Source organism: Leifsonia poae, from assembly GCF_027921845.1.
In the GTDB taxonomy this organism is placed as follows: Bacteria; Actinomycetota; Actinomycetes; order Actinomycetales; family Microbacteriaceae; genus Leifsonia; species Leifsonia poae.
On record NZ_BSEN01000003.1, the window covers coordinates 233127 to 249188 of the forward strand.

Below are 16062 nucleotides of genomic sequence, written 5' to 3' on the forward strand. Positions count from 1 at the left end.
AGAACATCGGATGACCACTCCCAGCCGTCGGCGATCCACTGCGACCGTCCTCGTGGCCCACCCCAGCGCGGAGCTCTACGGCTCCGACCGGGTGATGCTCGAGAGCGTCAGCGCACTGGTCGACGACGGCTGGGACGTGGTCGTCGCCGTTCCCACCGACGGCCCCCTCCTCGCTGCGCTCCGCGAACGGGGCGCCCGCGTGGAGATCTGTCCCACCCCGGTGCTCCGCAAGAGCGTTCTGCGGCCGGCCGGGATGCTGCGCTTCCTGCGCACGACCGCCAGCGGTGTGCGCCACGGTTCGGCGCTCATCCGGCGGGAACGTCCGTCATTGGTGTACGTGAACACCATCACGATCCCGCTCTGGGCCGCCCTGGCCCGGGTCCACCGCACGCCCGCCCTGACGCACGTGCACGAGGGAGAGGCATCCGCGTCGCCTCTGATGCGCCGCATCCTCGCCCTCCCCCTCTTCCTCTCGTCGACGCTCGTTGCGAACAGCCGGTTCAGCGTCGGTGTCCTCGAGCAGTCCTTCCGGCGGCTCGCCCGCCGCGCCGAGGTCGTGTACAACGCCGTACCCGGCCCGGCGCGGCATCAGCCGGTGCGCCGCGATCTGAACGGCGCCGTGCGCGTCACCTATGTCGGCCGGCTGTCGCCCCGCAAGGGTGTCGACGTCGCGATCGACGCCCTGGTCGAGCTGCGCTCCCGGGGCGTCGAGGCCGACCTCGACCTGGTCGGCTCGGTCTTCCCCGGCTACGAATGGTACGAGAAGGAGCTGCGCGACCAGGTGGCGGCGGCCGATCTCGGCTCCAACGTCACTTTCCACGGGTTCGTCCCGTCGGTGTGGGAGCTCGTCGGGTCCGGCGATGTCGTCGTGGTGCCGTCGCGGGTCGACGAGCCGTTCGGCAACACTGCGGTCGAGGCGATCCTCGCCGGCCGTCCCGTCATCGCGAGTGCGACCAGCGGGCTGCTGGAGGCGACGGCCGGGTACAGCACGGCGACCACCGTCGCTCCGGGGAACGCAGGCGCTCTCGCCGACGCGCTCGAGGACACGATCGAGGCGTGGGCCGAGCGTGCCGACGCCATGTGGGCGGACACGCGCGCGGCCGAGGAGCGGCACAGCGTCGCCACCTACCGGCGGCGGATCGCCGAGATCGTCCGCCGGCACGCGCGCTGACCGCGCAGGGGACCGGGCGGGCCACCACCTCTCGACACCGGCGGCGCCGGATGCTCCAGCATCGCCGACGGCGACGGCTACTTCGGCAACGCCGACGGTGCCTCGATCAGCCGTCGTGCTTGCTCAGCCGCTCGGGGATCGTGTCGCGCCGCGCCGCCGAAGCCCGGGCCGGCTCGTAGGCGTCTTCGTCGTCGAGCGCGGGATCGCCGAGATCGTCCTCGAACTCCTCGTCGAGCGGAGAGTCGTCTGCTTCGGGGAACTCCAGCTCGAGCGCTGCCAGGTCGACGGCACCGGCGGACCCGCTCTGCGCCGGGTCCGCCTCCGCTGATGCAGAGCTCGACACCTCGGATTCCGATCCGGCCGGCCGTGGCTCCCCTCCACCGCCGGCGTGGGGACCGACAGCGGGCAGGATACCCGCGCTGGGCTGGGCTGCGGCGCCGCGCCGCGTGAAGATCCGCCGCCATCCCGACCGGGGCGCCTCACCGGCGTGGTGGTAGTAGGCGTACTTGTCGCGAGCGGGAGCGGTGCGGTTCAGCACTACGCCGAGAACGTTCACGCCCGACTTCTCGAGGGAGTCCATCGTCTGGGCGAGCTGTGGGCGGTGCACCCGTGTCTTGTCCACCACGATGATCGCGCCGTCGACCAGTCGCGCGAGGATACCGGCGTCGGCGACGGCCACCATCGGCGCCGTGTCGAACACGACGGCGTCGTACGACCCGACGAGCTCGTCCACCAGTTCCGCCATCATCCGCGACGAGAGCAGCTCGCTCGGGTTGGGCGGGATCGGCCCGCTCGTCAGGATGTCCAGGCCGGTCGATCCCCAGGTCTGGATGACATCCTCGGCCGACGCCCGGCCGACCAGCACCGACGTCAGGCCCGCTGCACCCGGCAGCCCGGTGTATCCGGCCACCATCGGGCGACGCAGGTCGGCGTCGACGAGGAGCACACGGCGTCCGCTCTCCGCGAGCGCGAGGGCGAGGTTGAGTGCGATGGTCGACTTGCCCTCGCCGGGGATCGACGACGTGACCACGAGGCCGAGCGAATCGGAGTCGACGGTCACGAATTCGAGGTTCGATCGCAGCTGACGATAGTTCTCGGCGGCCGTCGAGAGACTGTCGCGCAGAACGACCGGACCGACCGCCTTGCGCTTCTCGCGCTCGACCGTGCCGAGCAGCGGAGCGCCGGTGACGGACGTCGCGATGGCCGCCGACCGGACACGCGTGTCGAGCAGCTCGCGCAGCACGATGATCAGCGAGCCGAGGAGGAGGCCGAGCACGAGGCCGGCGACGAGGTTCAGCCGCGTGTTGGGGGACGACGGAGCGGAGGGCACGGCCGCCTGCTGGATGACGCGCACGGCGACGGTGGTGTCACCGGCCGCGCTCTTCGGCGCGATCTGCTCCACCTTGTCGCTGAGGCTCGTCGCGACGGCGTTGGCGATCTTCGCCGCGACCGCCGGGTCCTGATTCGCGACGGCGATCTCGAGGATCACTGTGTTCTGGGGCGTGCTGACGCCGATCGAGTCGGCGAGATCCGTGGCGGTCGTCGACAAGTTGAGGTCGTCGATCACCGGGTCGAGCACCAGCGGCGACTCGACGAGCTGCGCGAACGACAGCATCTGGTTCTGCGTGTACGTCGATCCCTGATTGAGGTCGTTCGCCGTGCCGCCGAAGTTGAGCGAGAAGTACAGGCTCGACGTGGCGGTGTACACGGGCGTCGCGATCTGGGAGAGCCCCCAGCCGCCGATGGCGCCGATGATGGTCGAGATCACGACGATGTACCAATAGCGGCGGAACGCGGCTAGGTACTGGTGCTGGCTCATTGCGGTGCCTCTCACATGGTCGGTAGTGGGGCGAAGCGGTAGGACGTGGCGTGAGCGTGCTGGTGGCATTCTAGGCTCCCCGTTCGTTCACGCTCGCCGCGAGTTCCCGCGGCGGTCGTCTGTGGGCGATGGTGGCATCCTCGTCCGCGTCCGCGCCCCCGCGCTGCGCGAGCTGCGTCGAGGCGGCGAGGCCGACGGCGAACCAGAGGAACACCGAGTACTGCGTGATCAGCGCCACGGTCGCGAGCGCCGGGATCTGCGCCACGACCGCGATCGTCGCGGGCGTCGCACGCCGGATCACCACGAGCACGATGCCGACGGCGAGTGCGACGACGATCATCCCCAAGGCGATCAACCCGCTCGAGAGCCCGGTCAGGATGAGCTGACTGTCGATCGAGCGGAAGTTGCCGAAGTACACCTGGCCTGTCGAATCGCGGCGCGCGGAATCGGCGACGCCGACGATGTTCATGCTGCCGAGGAGCGAGAGGAGGTCGCTGCGGTAGGCCGCGCTGCCTGCCGCCTCCGCCCCCGCGTCGTCGAACACGGTGGTCACCAGGGGGAAGAGCACAGCGGAGACGATGGCGATGCAGGTGGTGAGGATGATCCGGCTGCGCCGCGAGATCGCGTCGCGCATGAAGACGATCGACAGCACGAGCCCGAGCAGCGCCCCGATCATGCCGACGCGGCTGAAGGTGAGGACGGTCGCGAAAAGCATCAGCAGCACCATCGCTCCGCGCAGCAGGAGGGGGAAGCGCGCCGCGAGGGTGAGCGGGATCGCGATCGCGAGGCTCGAACCGAGCGCGATCGAGTGGCCGAACGCCCCTTCCGCGCGCAGGATGCCCCCGCGTTCCTGCAGGGTCCCCCAGATCGAGAACATCGAATTGTTCACGCGGATCAGTACGAAAGGATTCCATCCGGCGAAGAACTCGATGACGACGAACACGCTCACGACGCTGAAGGCGATGGCGATCGCGCCGTAGATCCAGCTCGGGTCGACGCGCAGCGGCGCGAGCCGGCCGAGCACGTAGCCGATGATGAAGTACGTCACGAGGGAGAACGCGAATCCGATGGCGATGGTCGGGCTCTCCGCCAGCAGGGAGGTCAGCCCGAACACCACGAGCATCAGCACCAGCCCGTCGAGCAGGCTGAACCGGAACGAGTGGATGGGCAGCAGCGCCACGATGATGAGGAGCGCCGCCGCCGAGGCGGCCGGCAGGTAGTAGTTGCCGTTGAAGCCGATCCCCAGGCCCACCCAGACCGGCACGAAGCAGAGCACCACGATCCACACCGCGACCGCGAGCTTCGGCGAGCGCCGCAGCACGAAGAACGCCGCCACCCCGGCGATCAGGCCCGCCGCTGCGACCAGGGTGCGGTCGAGCGTCGGGCCGCTGATCGCGGCGTGGACGATGGTGACGAACATCGGGTGAGTGGGCCCTTCCTCGAGCGGTACGGGTTACTTGAAGACGGTGACCGGCGTGCCGGCGGAGTCGGTCATCGTGATCACGGCCGACGCCCGCTGGTCGGTGGGCACCGAGTAGAGGTAGACGCCCTTCGCCGTGGCGCCGGCGGCGAGGGTGCCGAGGAGCGGCTTCGCGCCGTCGCTCAGCGCGACGGCCGGCGTCGCCTTCGAGCCGTAATAGCCGTTCACGGCGACTTGACCGAGCGAGACATCCTTGCCCGTCGAGTTGGTCAGGGTGACCGTCACCTTGATCGCCGGTCCGGCGGTCTCGCCCGCGCGGATCGCCTTGGCCTGGGTGGCGTCGATCGAGACCACGGTCGCCGTGAGTCCGCCGCTGAGCTTCGCTGCCTTCTTCGCGGGCACGACGTCGGCGACGGGGGCGCCGTACCGAGGGTCGACCGTCGGCTTCGCGGACGCCTTGCCCGTCGAGTGGGACGGGGCAGGGGTCGGAGTCGGCGGCGGGGGCGAGTTCGGATCGGGCGTCGGAAGGGCACCCGCCGGGAGGTTCTGGTCATTGCCGGCGTTCGTGCTCGGCGTGCTGCGCGTGCTCGCGACGACGAACACGGTGACGATGATCGCCACGACGGCGACAGCGACGACGATGAGGGCGATGATCCTCCCCCGGGGCATCGTGGACCGGCCGTCGTGTGCGGACGGGGTTGGGGGTTCGACCTTCGTCATCAGAGGTCTCCTTTCTGAGTGGTCGCGGAGGTGTCGGGACTCCACGACCGGAGCTCGCGGAACCACTTGGCCGCCGCGAGAAGAAGGAAGAGGGTCGTGGCTGCCGCGATCAGCGTGTAGACCACGACGAACACGGGGACGGCCCCCAAGAGCACGAAGGAGAGGCAGAGGACGCCGTAGTCCATCGGCAGCACGGCCAGCGCGCGCATCCAGGACGGGCGCCCCGGCTGTTCGGTCGCGAGCGGGACGCTGCCTGCGGTGCGCCGGCGAAGCTGTTCGGTGAGGATCATGCCGAAGAACAGCACGGCCGAGACGATCGCGAACGCGATCGGCACGAGCAGCCAGAGCGTCGGCACGACATCGAAGCGGTAGAAGCCGATCGCGAGCGCCAGCGGCATGGTCGAGACCTTCGTCGCGTCGACCATGTGGTCGAGCCATTCGCCGGCCGGGCTGCTCGTGCCCTGCAACCGGGACACCTGGCCGTCGGCCGAATCGAAGGCGTAGCCGATCAGCAGCAGTACGGCGACCGCGATCCCCTGCCCCCACGAGGGCGGGAGGACGATCAGCAGGGCGATCGCCACGAACGTCCACACCGCGCTGATGGCGGTGACGGCGTTCGGCGAGAGACCCGCGCGATACGCCCAGGCGGCGAGATAGCGGCCGATACGGCGGTTCACGAAGCGCGAGTACGCGGGCGCCGAACGGGCGGCCGGCTTCTGCGCGGCCGTCAGGCGGCGCACCACGTCGATGTACCGTTCGCGCGTCGCGCCGGAGCTCTCGGCGGCGATCCCGTCACTGGTCATGGCGCACTCACCTCCTCGCTGCCGGAGGCGGTACTCTGCGCGGAGCCGCGGAAGGCGGTGCCGGCGGCCGCGACCGCGGTCCGGCGGCCTTCGCGGCCGGTGCGCTGGGCGAGCAGAGGCCGTTTCGCTCGACGGAGTTCGCCGTTCGCCAATCGCAGGCACATCCCCTCGTAGGCGTCGGCCACCGCATCCCAGTCGTAGTCGTCTGCTCGCTCGCTCGCGAGCCGGCCGCGTTCGGCCACGTCGGCGGGCGATTCCTCCGCCGCTTCCAGCGCACGCGCGACGTCGGCGGCATCGGTGAAGTACATGCCCGAGCGCCCGAGCACTTCGCGATTGAACGACACGTCGAACGCGATCGTCGCGGTGCCGGCTCCCAGGGCACGGAGAAGGGACGGGTTGGTCCCCCCGACCGAGTGGCCGTGGAGGTAGGTGTAGGCGCCGGCGTAGAGCTGGTCGAGCAGCCGCTGGTCCCACACGCCGCCGAGGAACGACACGCGGTCGTCGGCCAGGCCGTGCACGCGACGCGTGTAGTCGTCGGCGTACGGCGCGGAGCCGACGACGACGAGTGGCTTGCGTGCTCCGCTGCGGCGATAGCCGTCGACGATGACGTCGACGTGGTTCTCCGCCTCGAACCGCGCGACCACGAGGTGGTACCCGTCCGGTTGCAGATCCAGGTCGCCGAGGAGATCCGATTCGCGGTCGACCCGGGGTGCGCCGTAGGCGATCAACTCGGTGTCGGCGGCGAACTCGTCGCGATAGTAGTCGGCGATGCCCTGCGCGTCGGCGATGAGCGCATCCGACCACCTGACCGCCAGCGACTCCGCGTTGCGGTAGTAGGCCTGGCCTCCACGTCCCCACTTCGCGCGGCGCCACTCGAGCCCGTCGACGTGGGTGGCCACCGGGATGCGGGCGGCTCGGATCAGGGGGAGGTACGGCGAGTTCGCGGCGTTGAAGACGATGGCCGCGTCGGTGCGATTGCGCAGGAGGTGGGCCACGGAGAGGCCCGTGTGGCTGAGCGTCTCGAGCGAGCGACGACGCATCGCACCGCGGTGCACCAGTCGCATGCCTCGGAACGTCTCGGGGTGGTCGGCCTCGTCGTCGAGGGAGCGACAGTAGACGACTACGTCGTGGCCGCGCTCCGCGAGCCTCGCCCCGACCTCCTCGACGCACGTCTCGAAGCCGCCGTACCGCGCGGGAACTCCGCGCGTGCCGACCAATGCGATGCTGAGGTAGTCACCCCCATTGCCCATGGCCCGTCTCGCTCTCGATCGCTGATGGAACAGCGAAACGACCGCGGTGTTGTCTGCTTCTCACGAGACCTGTGAGAAGAACGCTTGATGATCGCACCAGGGTCGGGTCGCTGTTGCTGTCACGAGTCTAATGCGAGGTTTTCTCATTTGTCGTCCCCTCATCCGGGGGTGGTGCCGTCAGGTCCAGTCGGCGGACTCGCCGACGGGCGCCGCCGGATTGCCGGCGACGATGACCCCCGGCGGCACCGAGCGGGTGACCACGGAGCCCGCCGCCACGACGGCCCCGTCGCCGAGCGAGACGCCCTTCAGGATGAGCGCACCGGTTCCGATCAGCACGTGCTCGCCGATCACGATCGGAGCGGTGTGCTGCCGCACCGTGCCGTCGGGCGCGGTGATGCGGTGGAAGTCGGTGTCGAGGATCTGGGCGTCCCACGAGACCTGCGTTCCGGCCCCGAGGATCACACCCGACTCCACGTTCACGATGCTGCGGGCGCCGATCGCGCTGCCGCGTGCCAACCGCAGCGTCGCGCCGGCGCCGACCCAGACGCGTGCCCCCTTGCGAACGGCGCATCCGCGCTCGAGCGCGTAGACGCCGGGACCGCCGAGCCGGACGCCCGACCCGATTCGCGCTCCCGGATGCCCGCGGAGCACACCGCGCGCGAGTTCGGTGTAGCGACGAAGCCGACCGCGGAGACTCATGAGGCATTCCTAGCAGAGTCGGGTTCGGCAGGAGCCGCACCGCCGGAGCGGGCCGCGAGCTCGTCGCGAACGATCCGGCGACCGTCGCGGAGCGCTCGCAGCGCCGCCGAGAACGGCCGCAGCGAGTGCAGGAACTGGCGGCGGCCGCCCTGGAGCAGGATCTCCCAGGCCACCGCGTTCGCGGTGCGCTGCCAGGCGAGCAGGTCGTCCGTCGACAGATTGCGGGCCGCGAACAGCAGACGGTTGCGGATGTTGAAGTAGTAGTACCCGTTCGACTTCGCCGGCGAGGCGTGCGCCTCACCGGTCTGCTGGGTGCCGCCCTCGGCGTGCACGCACACGGCGTCGTCGAGCACGGCCAGCTCGCCGCCGGATGCCAGCACGCGGTGCGAGAGGTCGACATCCTCCCAGTACAGGAAGTAGTCGTCGGCGAATCCCCCGACCCGATCCCAGAGCTCGGCGGAGACCGCCAGACAGGCGCCGCTCAGCCAGGGCTCGGCACGCCGGGCCGCCGGCTGCGGGCGTTTCGCGGCGGAGCTCATCCGGCCATCGACGAGCGAGACGTCCGCTCCCGCGAACCACGTGGAGCCGTCGGGGCGCAGCACGCGCGGAGACACCAGCGTGAGGCGGTGCGCGGCGACCGCGGCGAACAGCCGCTCGGCGTCGACGGGCTCGATCACGGCATCCGGATTCAGCAGGAGGAACCGCTGCGCGCCGCGTTCGGCGGCGTGGGCGACCCCCGCGTTCACACCGAGCCCGAATCCGAGATTGGTGTCGGGGAGCACCGTCTCCCACCCCTCGGCGTGCGCGATCCTGGTCAGTTCGCCACGCTCGTCGGGTGTGCTCGCGTTGTCCACCACGACGACGATGAGACCGTCGGCTGCCCGGGAGAGCCTGGTCAGGTTCTGCTCGAGCAGCGCGGCGGACGCGTAGTTCACCACGACGACGGCGCAGCCCGCGAAGGGCGCGTGCTCTGGCATAGACTTCCGCTCTGACGATCGAGGGGGTGCACTGTGCAACCGGATGAGCCGGTGAGAGTGACCATAGCCGTGCCGACGTTCCATCGTCCAGCCGAGCTCGCCACTCTGCTCCCGATGCTGCTCGCGCACGCCGACAGCGCCGCGCGGCTGCGTGGCCCCGCCTTCACCGCCGACGTACTGGTCGTCGACAACGATCCGCAGGGAAGCGGTCGCGACGCGGCGGTGGCGATCGGCGACAAGCGCATCCGCTCCGTCGTCGAACCGCACCCGGGGATCTCGGCCGTGCGCAACCGCGCGCTCGACGAGGCGGCCGGCTCCCGGCTGCTCGCGTTCATCGACGACGACGAGCACCCCCACGACGGCTGGCTCGAGCACCTCCTCGCCACCTGGGTCGCGGCGGACGAGCCCGCCGCGGTGGCCGGGCGCGTCGTCGCCTCGTTCGCGGGGCCGCTCGACCCCTGGCTCGAAGCCGGCGCCTTCTACGTCCGGCGGAGCATGCCGACCGGCAGCAGCATCGACGTCGCCGCCGCGGGCAATCTGCTGCTCGACCTCGATCAGGTGCGGGCCGCCGGCGTGCGGTTCGCCGACGACCTCGGCCTCAGCGGAGGCGAGGACACCCTGTTCAGCCGCCAACTCCACGCCGCGGGGAGGCGCATGGTCTGGTGCGACGAGTCCGCGATCACCGACCTGGTGCCGCTCGACCGGATGACGCGCCGCTGGGTGCTCAAACGCGCCTGGAGCCACGGCAATTCGGCGAGCGTGCTGCGCATCCGGCTCTCCGGAGGGGGACTCAAGGCCGTCACCGCACGGATCACGAGCGTGGTCGGCGGAGCGGTGCGCATCGTCGCCGGTGCGCTGCGCTGGGCGTTCGGGATGATCACCCGTTCGCTTCGCCATCAGGCTCGCGGCGCACGTGCCGTCTGGCGGGGCGGCGGCATGGTCTCCGGCGCCGCCGGCGTCGTCTACCAGGAGTACGCCAGAAAGGACGTGACCGCGTGAGCGCGAGAAGTACCGTCGCGGGGGCCGTTCGCCGGGCCACCGCGTTCGCCGGGACCGTCATGGAGGTGCGCACCGAGGCGCCCGAGTTCGTGCTGACCTACGACGACGGCCCCATCGCCGGCACCACCGACCGCCTGCTCGACGTGCTGGCGGAACGCGGAGCGACGGCGACGTTCTTCGTGCTCCTCACCCGCGTGCGCGCCGACCCCGGCCTGCTGGCCTCCGTGGTGGATGCCGGCCACGAGGTCGCCCTGCACGGCGTCGACCATCGCGATCTCACGACGCTGCCGCTCGACGAGGTCGGCCGCAACCTGAGCGACGGGCGGCGCGAGCTCGAAGACCGCACGGGTCGTCCCGTGCGCTGGTTCCGGCCGCCCTACGGACACCAGACGTACCGGGTGTGGAGGCGCATCCACGCCGAGGGGCTGACGCCGGTGCTCTGGGGACCGACGACGGGCGACTCCCGACGCGGCGTCACGCAGGCCGATCGCGTCGCCTCCGCCCTGTCGGGCGCTCGGCCGGGCGCCATCCTGCTCGCCCACGACGGGTATGCGGATGCGACCGACCGCGTCGACGACGGGCCGGCACCCGAGGTCGACCGGGTCGAGCTGCTCTCGCTCGTGCTCGACGGGTTCGCCGAGCGCGGTCTGCGTGCGCGTTCCCTCGGCGACGCCCTGGTCGCCGGGACTCCGCGGCTGGAGGGCCGGTTCACGCGCTGACACCGTGGGCCGCACCCGGCGCCGCACGTTCGGCCTCCGCAGACGGCCCGCGCGTTCAGCGGCGACGGAGCAGCGCGATCGCCCGGCGGTAGGCGGCGACGTGCGCGCGACCGGCGTCGTCCCATTCGCGGCGCGAGAGGTCCGGGCGCTCGCCCTCGGGGATGTCCTTCGCAGCGGCGAGCGCCGCCTCGAGGTGTGCACCAGTCAGGTCGCCGTCGTACCGGCTCACCCAGCGCTCGCCCACCTCGGCGGCGAGCATCCGGTTGACGTCGTTGTCGGGCACGAGCACCGGCCGGTCGAGGGACAGGGCCGACAGCGCGCCGCCCGAGTTGTGCATCTCGCGGTAGGGCAGCACGACGAGCTCGGCCGCGGTCACCGCAGAGACCAGCTCGGCGTCGCTGAGGAACGCGAAGTGCAGGGCGATCCGCGGGTCGTCGGCGGCGAGTGCGCGCAGTTGCGCCACGAGGTCGTCGCTCGACGGCTTGCCACCGACGGTGAGCGTCGCGTCCGCCGACCCCACGCTCCGGAACGCGGCGAGCAGCGCGTCGACGCCCTTGTAGCGGCGGATCAGCCCGACGTACGCCAGCCGCTCCGGCACGCGCGGCGACCGCTCGAAGGGCTGGTACCACCCTCGGTAGTGACCGTGCACGATGGTCTCGAACGGCGCGCCCTCCGGCAGCGGAGTGAGCGGGTTGAGCCGGATGCGCAGCGTGGTGCGCCGGTCGATCACCCGGAGCAGCCAGCGCTCCCGACGCGAGATCCCGTCGGGCAGGTCGAGGTTGTGCACCGTGCGCACGATCGGGGTGCGCGTGACGGCGAGCTTGCCGACGAGCAGCAGGGTCAGCGCCTGACGCACCAGCTTCTTCAACGGGCTGTGCCCCGAGACGAGGATCTCGGGCCAGTGGACGTGGAAGACGTCGAAACGCCGCGTGAGCGCATTGCGCCAGCTGAAGGTGCGCAGCTCGACACCGGGGAGCTCCTTGATGCTGTCCCGCAGCATCACGAGGTAGGGATTGGTCGTGGGCCGGGGCTCGGGGAACGACTGCTGCACGATCAAACCGGCCATCGCCTCCCCCTCGTCGTCGCGCTCCATCTTGCCCCGCCTGCGGCGGCGAGGCGAGGCCCCTGCTCCTCACGCGCCCTGAAGTGGGGGCGCAGTGCGGTGACCACCCGGCTAAGATACATGAGTAAGTCTCAACAAGAGGCACCCGTACGACGGAGGCCGGGCTCGGCGCGTGAGGGACGCGCCCCGCGCAGCCGTCGACCCGACCGCGGAAGTGTTGCCACATGCGAGTTCTCGTTCTCTGGGCCGATGACGCGTCGCCCAATCTCGGCGTGCGCGCCCTGGGGTCCGGCACGGCCGAGCTCGTGAAACGCGTGTGGCCGGATGCCGAGGTCACCTTCCAGAACTACGGGCGGCGCGTGCCCCAACTGCCGATCGGCCGCGTGCGCTCGCTCGTCAAGGAGCGCGTGCTCGGCCGGGCGGGGATGCAGAAGTGGCTCGCCGGTTTCGACCTCGTGATCGACACCCGCTCCGGAGACAGCTTCGCCGACATCTACGGCACCCGCCGGCTGGTCGTCATGTCGACCGTCGCCGAGTTCGCCACGCAGGCCGGCGTCCCCGTCGTGCTCGGCCCGCAGACCATCGGCCCCTTCGACAGTCGATCCGGGCGTGCGATCGGCCGGCACTCTCTGCGCCGGTCCGCCCTGGTGATGGCGCGCGACTCGGCCAGCGCGGGCCAGGCGGGGGAGCTCGGGCGGGCGCCCGACGTCCTCACGACCGACGTCGTCTTCGCGCTTCCCCGGCCCGACGTCCCCCGCACCCGCGACGTCGTCTTCAACATCTCCGGCCTGCTCTGGTACGCGAATCCCCACGTCGACTCGGTGGCATACCGCGACACGGTCACCCGCCTCTACCGGTCGCTCGCGGGGGACGACCGCAGGGTGACCCTGCTGGCTCACGTGCTGGACTCCGACAACCCCGATTCGGACATCGCGGCGATCCGCGAGTTCTCCTCCACGGTCGCTCCCGACGCGGAGATCGTCTTCCCGACCGGGCTCGACGACGTGCGTGAGACGGTCGCGTCGGCCGAGGTCGTCATCGGATCCCGCATGCATGCCTGCCTCAACGCGCTGTCGGTCGGAACGCCGGCGATCCCGCTCGCCTATTCGCGCAAGTTCTCGCCCCTCCTCAGCGACCTCGGCTGGACCCACACGGTCGATCTCCGCACCAGCGACGACCCTGTGGCCGCCGCGCTCGGGGAGCTCGCCTCCCCGACGCTTCGCGCGGACGCCGCGGCCCTGGTCGAGCGCGCACACGCGACGCTCGCGGTGGCCGAGGACGCGCTCCGGGAGGTCGCATGACCACCGGGATCGAGCAGACGGCGGCGCTGAGCCCGGCGGCCGCGCGACTCGACGCGGCGATCGCGCGGGTCGTCGCCTCCGGCAACTGCTCGGGATGCGGGGCCTGCGCCCTGCTCGACCCGGGCCTGGAGATGCGGATGTCCCCCGACGGCTTCCTCCGGCCGACACGCGTCTCGCCTGCTCCGGCCGACGCCACCGTCGCGGCCGACCTCGCTGACGCGGCCGACATCGCTGACGCGGCCGACGTCGCCGTGGTGACCGACGTCGACGACGACGCCGTGCGCCGCTTCGACGCCGCATGCCCCGGCGTGACCGTGTCTGCGGCACGGCCGCCCGGTTCGACGCGTCACCCGACGATGGGGCCGGTGGTCCGCGCCTGGAAGGCCTGGGCGACCGACTCGGACATCCGGCATCGGGGATCCAGCGGCGGCGCGCTCACAGCGATCGCGGCCTGGCTGCTCGAGACCGGGCAGGCGGCGCGGATGGTCGGAGCGACGGCGGACAGCAGCGAGCCCCGTCGCACCGTGAGCGTCACCATCATGTCCCGCGCCGACGCCGTCGCCGCGGCGGGCTCCCGGTACGCCCCCACCGCGAACGCGGCTCAGCCCGCTGCTCTGCAGAACGGCTCGGTGTTCGTCGGCAAGCCCTGCGAGGCATCGGCCATACGCTCCCTGGTCGGCTCCCGTCCCGCTGCCGCGGCCGCGGAAGCAGGCGGCGACCCGGTCATCCTGTCGTTCTTCTGCGCCGGCACGCCCAGCCAGCATGCGACGGATGCGCTGGTGTCGTCGCTCGGCGTCAGTGCTGACGAGCCGCTGGCCGACCTCTGGTATCGCGGGCGGGGCTGGCCCGGCCGGTTCACCGCAGTGCGGCGCGACGGTGCGTCCGTCGACGCCAGCTATGACGAGTCGTGGGGCTCGACGCTCGGGCCCTCCGTGCAATGGCGCTGCAAGATCTGCGCCGACGGAGTGGGCGAGAGCGCCGACATCACGGCCGCCGACTTCTGGCGCGCCGATGCCCACGGGTATCCCGTGTTCGCCGAGGGGGCCGGCCGCAGCGCGCTGATCGCCCGCACCGAACGCGGCTACGAGATCGTGCTGCAGGCCGTCGAGGCAGGGGTGATCTCGGTCACTCCGATGGACATCGACGATCTCGCAGCAGTTCAGCCCCTGCAGACCACGCGCAGGAGCACCCTCGCCGGCCGGCTGGTCGGTTCGCGCCTCGCCGGCGGACCGGTTCCGTCGTTCCGCGGGTTCGGTCTGCTCGTGCTCGCCGTCGGACGCCTGCGCGAGACCGTGAGGATGGCGCGGGGAACCTATCAGCGCCGCAAGCGGGCGGCGCCGTGACCGACCGGCGCTCGGTTCGGGCCGGCCGTCACCGCGCCGGTGAATCGGCGTCCGCTCTTGCCGAGTCGGACGCCTCGCCGGTGACCCCGCCGATCGATCCAGAGACCATCGGCGACGCCGCCGACTTCGCCGGAGCGACACCCGCCGAAGAGGCCGCGACCGAGTTCGCCGAGCTCTCCTCTGCCGCGCTCGCGGCGGACGGCCCCGCGGTCGGCTCGAGCGGCGGCGGCACCGGCGGCACTGGCGGCACCGGTCCGGTCGCACCGAGGCTCGGGACCCAGGCGGCGCGCGGCGCTGCCGTGACCCTCGCCGCCCAGGGCGGCAAGGTGCTCGTCCAGGTCGTCTCGGTGGTGGTGCTGGCCCGCCTCCTCAGCCCGCACGAATACGGCCTCATCGCGATGGTCCTCGCCATCATCGGCATCGGCGAGCTGTTCCGCGACTTCGGTCTGTCGTCGGCCGCGATCCAGGCGACCACCCTCAGCCGCGGACAGCGCGACAACCTGTTCTGGGTGAACGCGGCCATCGGCCTGGTGCTCTCCGTCCTCGTCTTCTTCGGCGCCGGGCTGATCGCCGCAGCATTCGGTCAGCCGGAGCTGGTGCCGATCTCCCACGCGCTCTCCCTCACGTTCCTCATCAACGGCCTGGGGACGCAGTACCGTGCCGATCTCGTGCGCCGCCTGAAGTTCTCCTCGGTCGCCGCCGCCGACATCATCGCGCCGGCCGTCGCGCTCGCGGTGGCGATCGGCGGCGCACTGCTCGGCTGGGGCTACTGGGCGCTGGTGGCGCAGCAGCTCGGCCAGGCACTGGTTCTGTTGATCGTGCTCGTCACCGCCGCCGGATGGCTCCCCCGGCTCCCGCGCCGGGGCGAGCCGATCGGCGCCTTCCTCGCGTTCGGGTGGAACATGCTCGCGTCGCAGCTGGTGAGCTACATCAGCAACAACGTGGACAACATACTGGTGGGCATCCGGTTCGGGCCTGCCTCGCTCGGTCTGTACAGCCGGGCGTTCCAACTGCTGATGACGCCGCTGAACCAGGTGCGCATCCCGCTCACCACGGTGGCCCTGCCGGTGTTCTCGCGCTTGAAAGACGAGCGCGAGCGCTTCGCCGACTGGCTCTGCCGCGGGCAGCTCGCTCTGGGCTACACGATCGTGGCCGGGCTCGCGCTGGTCGCCGGAGCGGCGGAGCCGGTGACCGAACTCCTCCTCGGGCAGCAATGGCTCGACGCGGCCCCCATCCTGCGGCTCTTCGCCATCGCGGGCATCTTCCAGATCCTCGCCTTCGTCGGCTACTGGGTCTACGTGGCGCGCGCCCTCACCGGCGACCTGCTGCGCTACTCGCTGGTGAGCGCGGCGATCAAGATCGTCTGCATCGCGATCGGGTCGTTCGGCGGGGTGCTCGGGATCGCCATCGCCTACGCCATCGCCCCGGCGATCTCGTGGCCGATCTCACTGTGGTGGCTCTCGCGACGCACGAGCATCCCGACCGCACGGCTGTACGCGGGCGCCGGACGGGTGCTCGCACTCGCCGCCCTCGCCGCGGGAGCAGCCGGAGGATCCGCCTGGCTCTCCGGAGAACTGCCTGCGGTCGTGCAAGTGGTGGCCGCCGCCCTCGGCTGCGCCGCCGTGTACGCGCTCGCGGCTCTCGTCATCCCCGTGGTGCGGCGCGACCTCGCGGGAGTTTTCGCGGCCGCGCGCATGGTCCGTCGGCACTGACGGCGTCGCCGGCGACGAGGCCGGAACGCCGGGAACGACGAAGACCGGGAGGCACCGCCTGAGCGG

At 71.3% G+C, this 16062-nt stretch carries 14 protein-coding genes; 6 read left to right on the forward strand and 8 right to left on the reverse strand.

Going from position 1 to position 16062, the window contains the following annotated elements; translation table 11 throughout:
- Window positions 1-10: 10 nt before the first annotated feature.
- On the forward strand, window positions 11-1171 hold the full coding sequence (locus PKE84_RS04785) for a glycosyltransferase family 4 protein (RefSeq protein ID WP_271176071.1): 1161 nt from the start codon (window positions 11-13) through the stop codon (window positions 1169-1171).
- A 106-nt stretch (window positions 1172-1277) separates the two neighbouring features.
- On the opposite strand, the gene PKE84_RS04790 is transcribed toward PKE84_RS04785, so the two are convergent.
- The 7 genes from PKE84_RS04790 to PKE84_RS04820 all read right to left on the reverse strand — a co-directional run bounded on the left by PKE84_RS04790 (window position 1278) and on the right by PKE84_RS04820 (window position 8859).
- A complete protein-coding gene (locus tag PKE84_RS04790) occupies window positions 1278-2990 on the reverse strand; it encodes a tyrosine-protein kinase domain-containing protein (RefSeq protein ID WP_271176072.1) in 1713 nt (570 codons plus the stop codon).
- A gap of 70 nt (window positions 2991-3060) precedes the next feature.
- Window positions 3061-4410: an O-antigen ligase family protein gene (locus PKE84_RS04795; RefSeq protein WP_271176073.1), complete on the reverse strand. Its 1350-nt coding sequence runs from the start codon at window positions 4408-4410 to the stop codon at window positions 3061-3063.
- A 33-nt stretch (window positions 4411-4443) separates the two neighbouring features.
- Window positions 4444-5130 carry a hypothetical protein gene (locus tag PKE84_RS04800; RefSeq protein ID WP_271176074.1) on the reverse strand — a complete coding sequence of 229 codons (687 nt, stop codon included), beginning with the start codon at window positions 5128-5130 and terminating at the stop codon, window positions 4444-4446.
- The gene (locus PKE84_RS04805) at window positions 5130-5933 is read right to left on the reverse strand and encodes a CDP-alcohol phosphatidyltransferase family protein (RefSeq protein ID WP_271176075.1); all 804 of its coding nucleotides are present in this window, start codon (window positions 5931-5933) and stop codon (window positions 5130-5132) included. The genes PKE84_RS04800 and PKE84_RS04805 overlap by 1 nt, the downstream gene beginning before the upstream one ends.
- Window positions 5930-7183, reverse strand: coding sequence for a DUF1972 domain-containing protein (locus PKE84_RS04810; protein WP_271176076.1), 1254 nt, complete (start codon window positions 7181-7183; stop codon window positions 5930-5932). The genes PKE84_RS04805 and PKE84_RS04810 overlap by 4 nt, the downstream gene beginning before the upstream one ends.
- A 177-nt stretch (window positions 7184-7360) precedes the next feature.
- On the reverse strand, window positions 7361-7882 hold the full coding sequence (locus PKE84_RS04815; protein ID WP_271176077.1) for an acyltransferase: 522 nt from the start codon (window positions 7880-7882) through the stop codon (window positions 7361-7363).
- A complete protein-coding gene (locus tag PKE84_RS04820) occupies window positions 7879-8859 on the reverse strand; it encodes a glycosyltransferase family 2 protein (RefSeq protein ID WP_271176078.1) in 981 nt (326 codons plus the stop codon). The genes PKE84_RS04815 and PKE84_RS04820 overlap by 4 nt, the downstream gene beginning before the upstream one ends.
- Before the next feature lie 51 nt (window positions 8860-8910).
- Here PKE84_RS04820 and PKE84_RS04825 point away from each other — a divergent pair, with 51 nt between their 5' ends.
- A complete protein-coding gene (locus tag PKE84_RS04825; protein WP_271176079.1) occupies window positions 8911-9858 on the forward strand; it encodes a glycosyltransferase family 2 protein in 948 nt (315 codons plus the stop codon).
- Entirely contained in the window at window positions 9855-10577 is a 723-nt protein-coding gene (locus PKE84_RS04830) for a polysaccharide deacetylase family protein (protein ID WP_271176080.1), read from the forward strand. Before PKE84_RS04825 ends, PKE84_RS04830 begins: the two co-directional genes overlap by 4 nt.
- A 55-nt stretch (window positions 10578-10632) precedes the next feature.
- Here the strand turns inward: PKE84_RS04830 and PKE84_RS04835 are convergent, their stop codons facing one another.
- Window positions 10633-11670: a glycosyltransferase gene (locus PKE84_RS04835; protein ID WP_271176081.1), complete on the reverse strand. Its 1038-nt coding sequence runs from the start codon at window positions 11668-11670 to the stop codon at window positions 10633-10635.
- Window positions 11671-11864: 194 nt separating this feature from the next.
- Here PKE84_RS04835 and PKE84_RS04840 point away from each other — a divergent pair, with 194 nt between their 5' ends.
- The 3 genes from PKE84_RS04840 to PKE84_RS04850 are packed head-to-tail and all read left to right on the forward strand — an operon-like array spanning window position 11865 to window position 15996.
- On the forward strand, window positions 11865-12941 hold the full coding sequence (locus PKE84_RS04840) for a polysaccharide pyruvyl transferase family protein (RefSeq protein ID WP_271176082.1): 1077 nt from the start codon (window positions 11865-11867) through the stop codon (window positions 12939-12941).
- On the forward strand, window positions 12938-14284 hold the full coding sequence (locus PKE84_RS04845) for a Coenzyme F420 hydrogenase/dehydrogenase, beta subunit C-terminal domain (RefSeq protein WP_271176083.1): 1347 nt from the start codon (window positions 12938-12940) through the stop codon (window positions 14282-14284). Before PKE84_RS04840 ends, PKE84_RS04845 begins: the two co-directional genes overlap by 4 nt.
- Window positions 14281-15996: a lipopolysaccharide biosynthesis protein gene (locus tag PKE84_RS04850; protein WP_271176084.1), complete on the forward strand. Its 1716-nt coding sequence runs from the start codon at window positions 14281-14283 to the stop codon at window positions 15994-15996. Before PKE84_RS04845 ends, PKE84_RS04850 begins: the two co-directional genes overlap by 4 nt.
- Window positions 15997-16062: the final 66 nt, after the last annotated feature.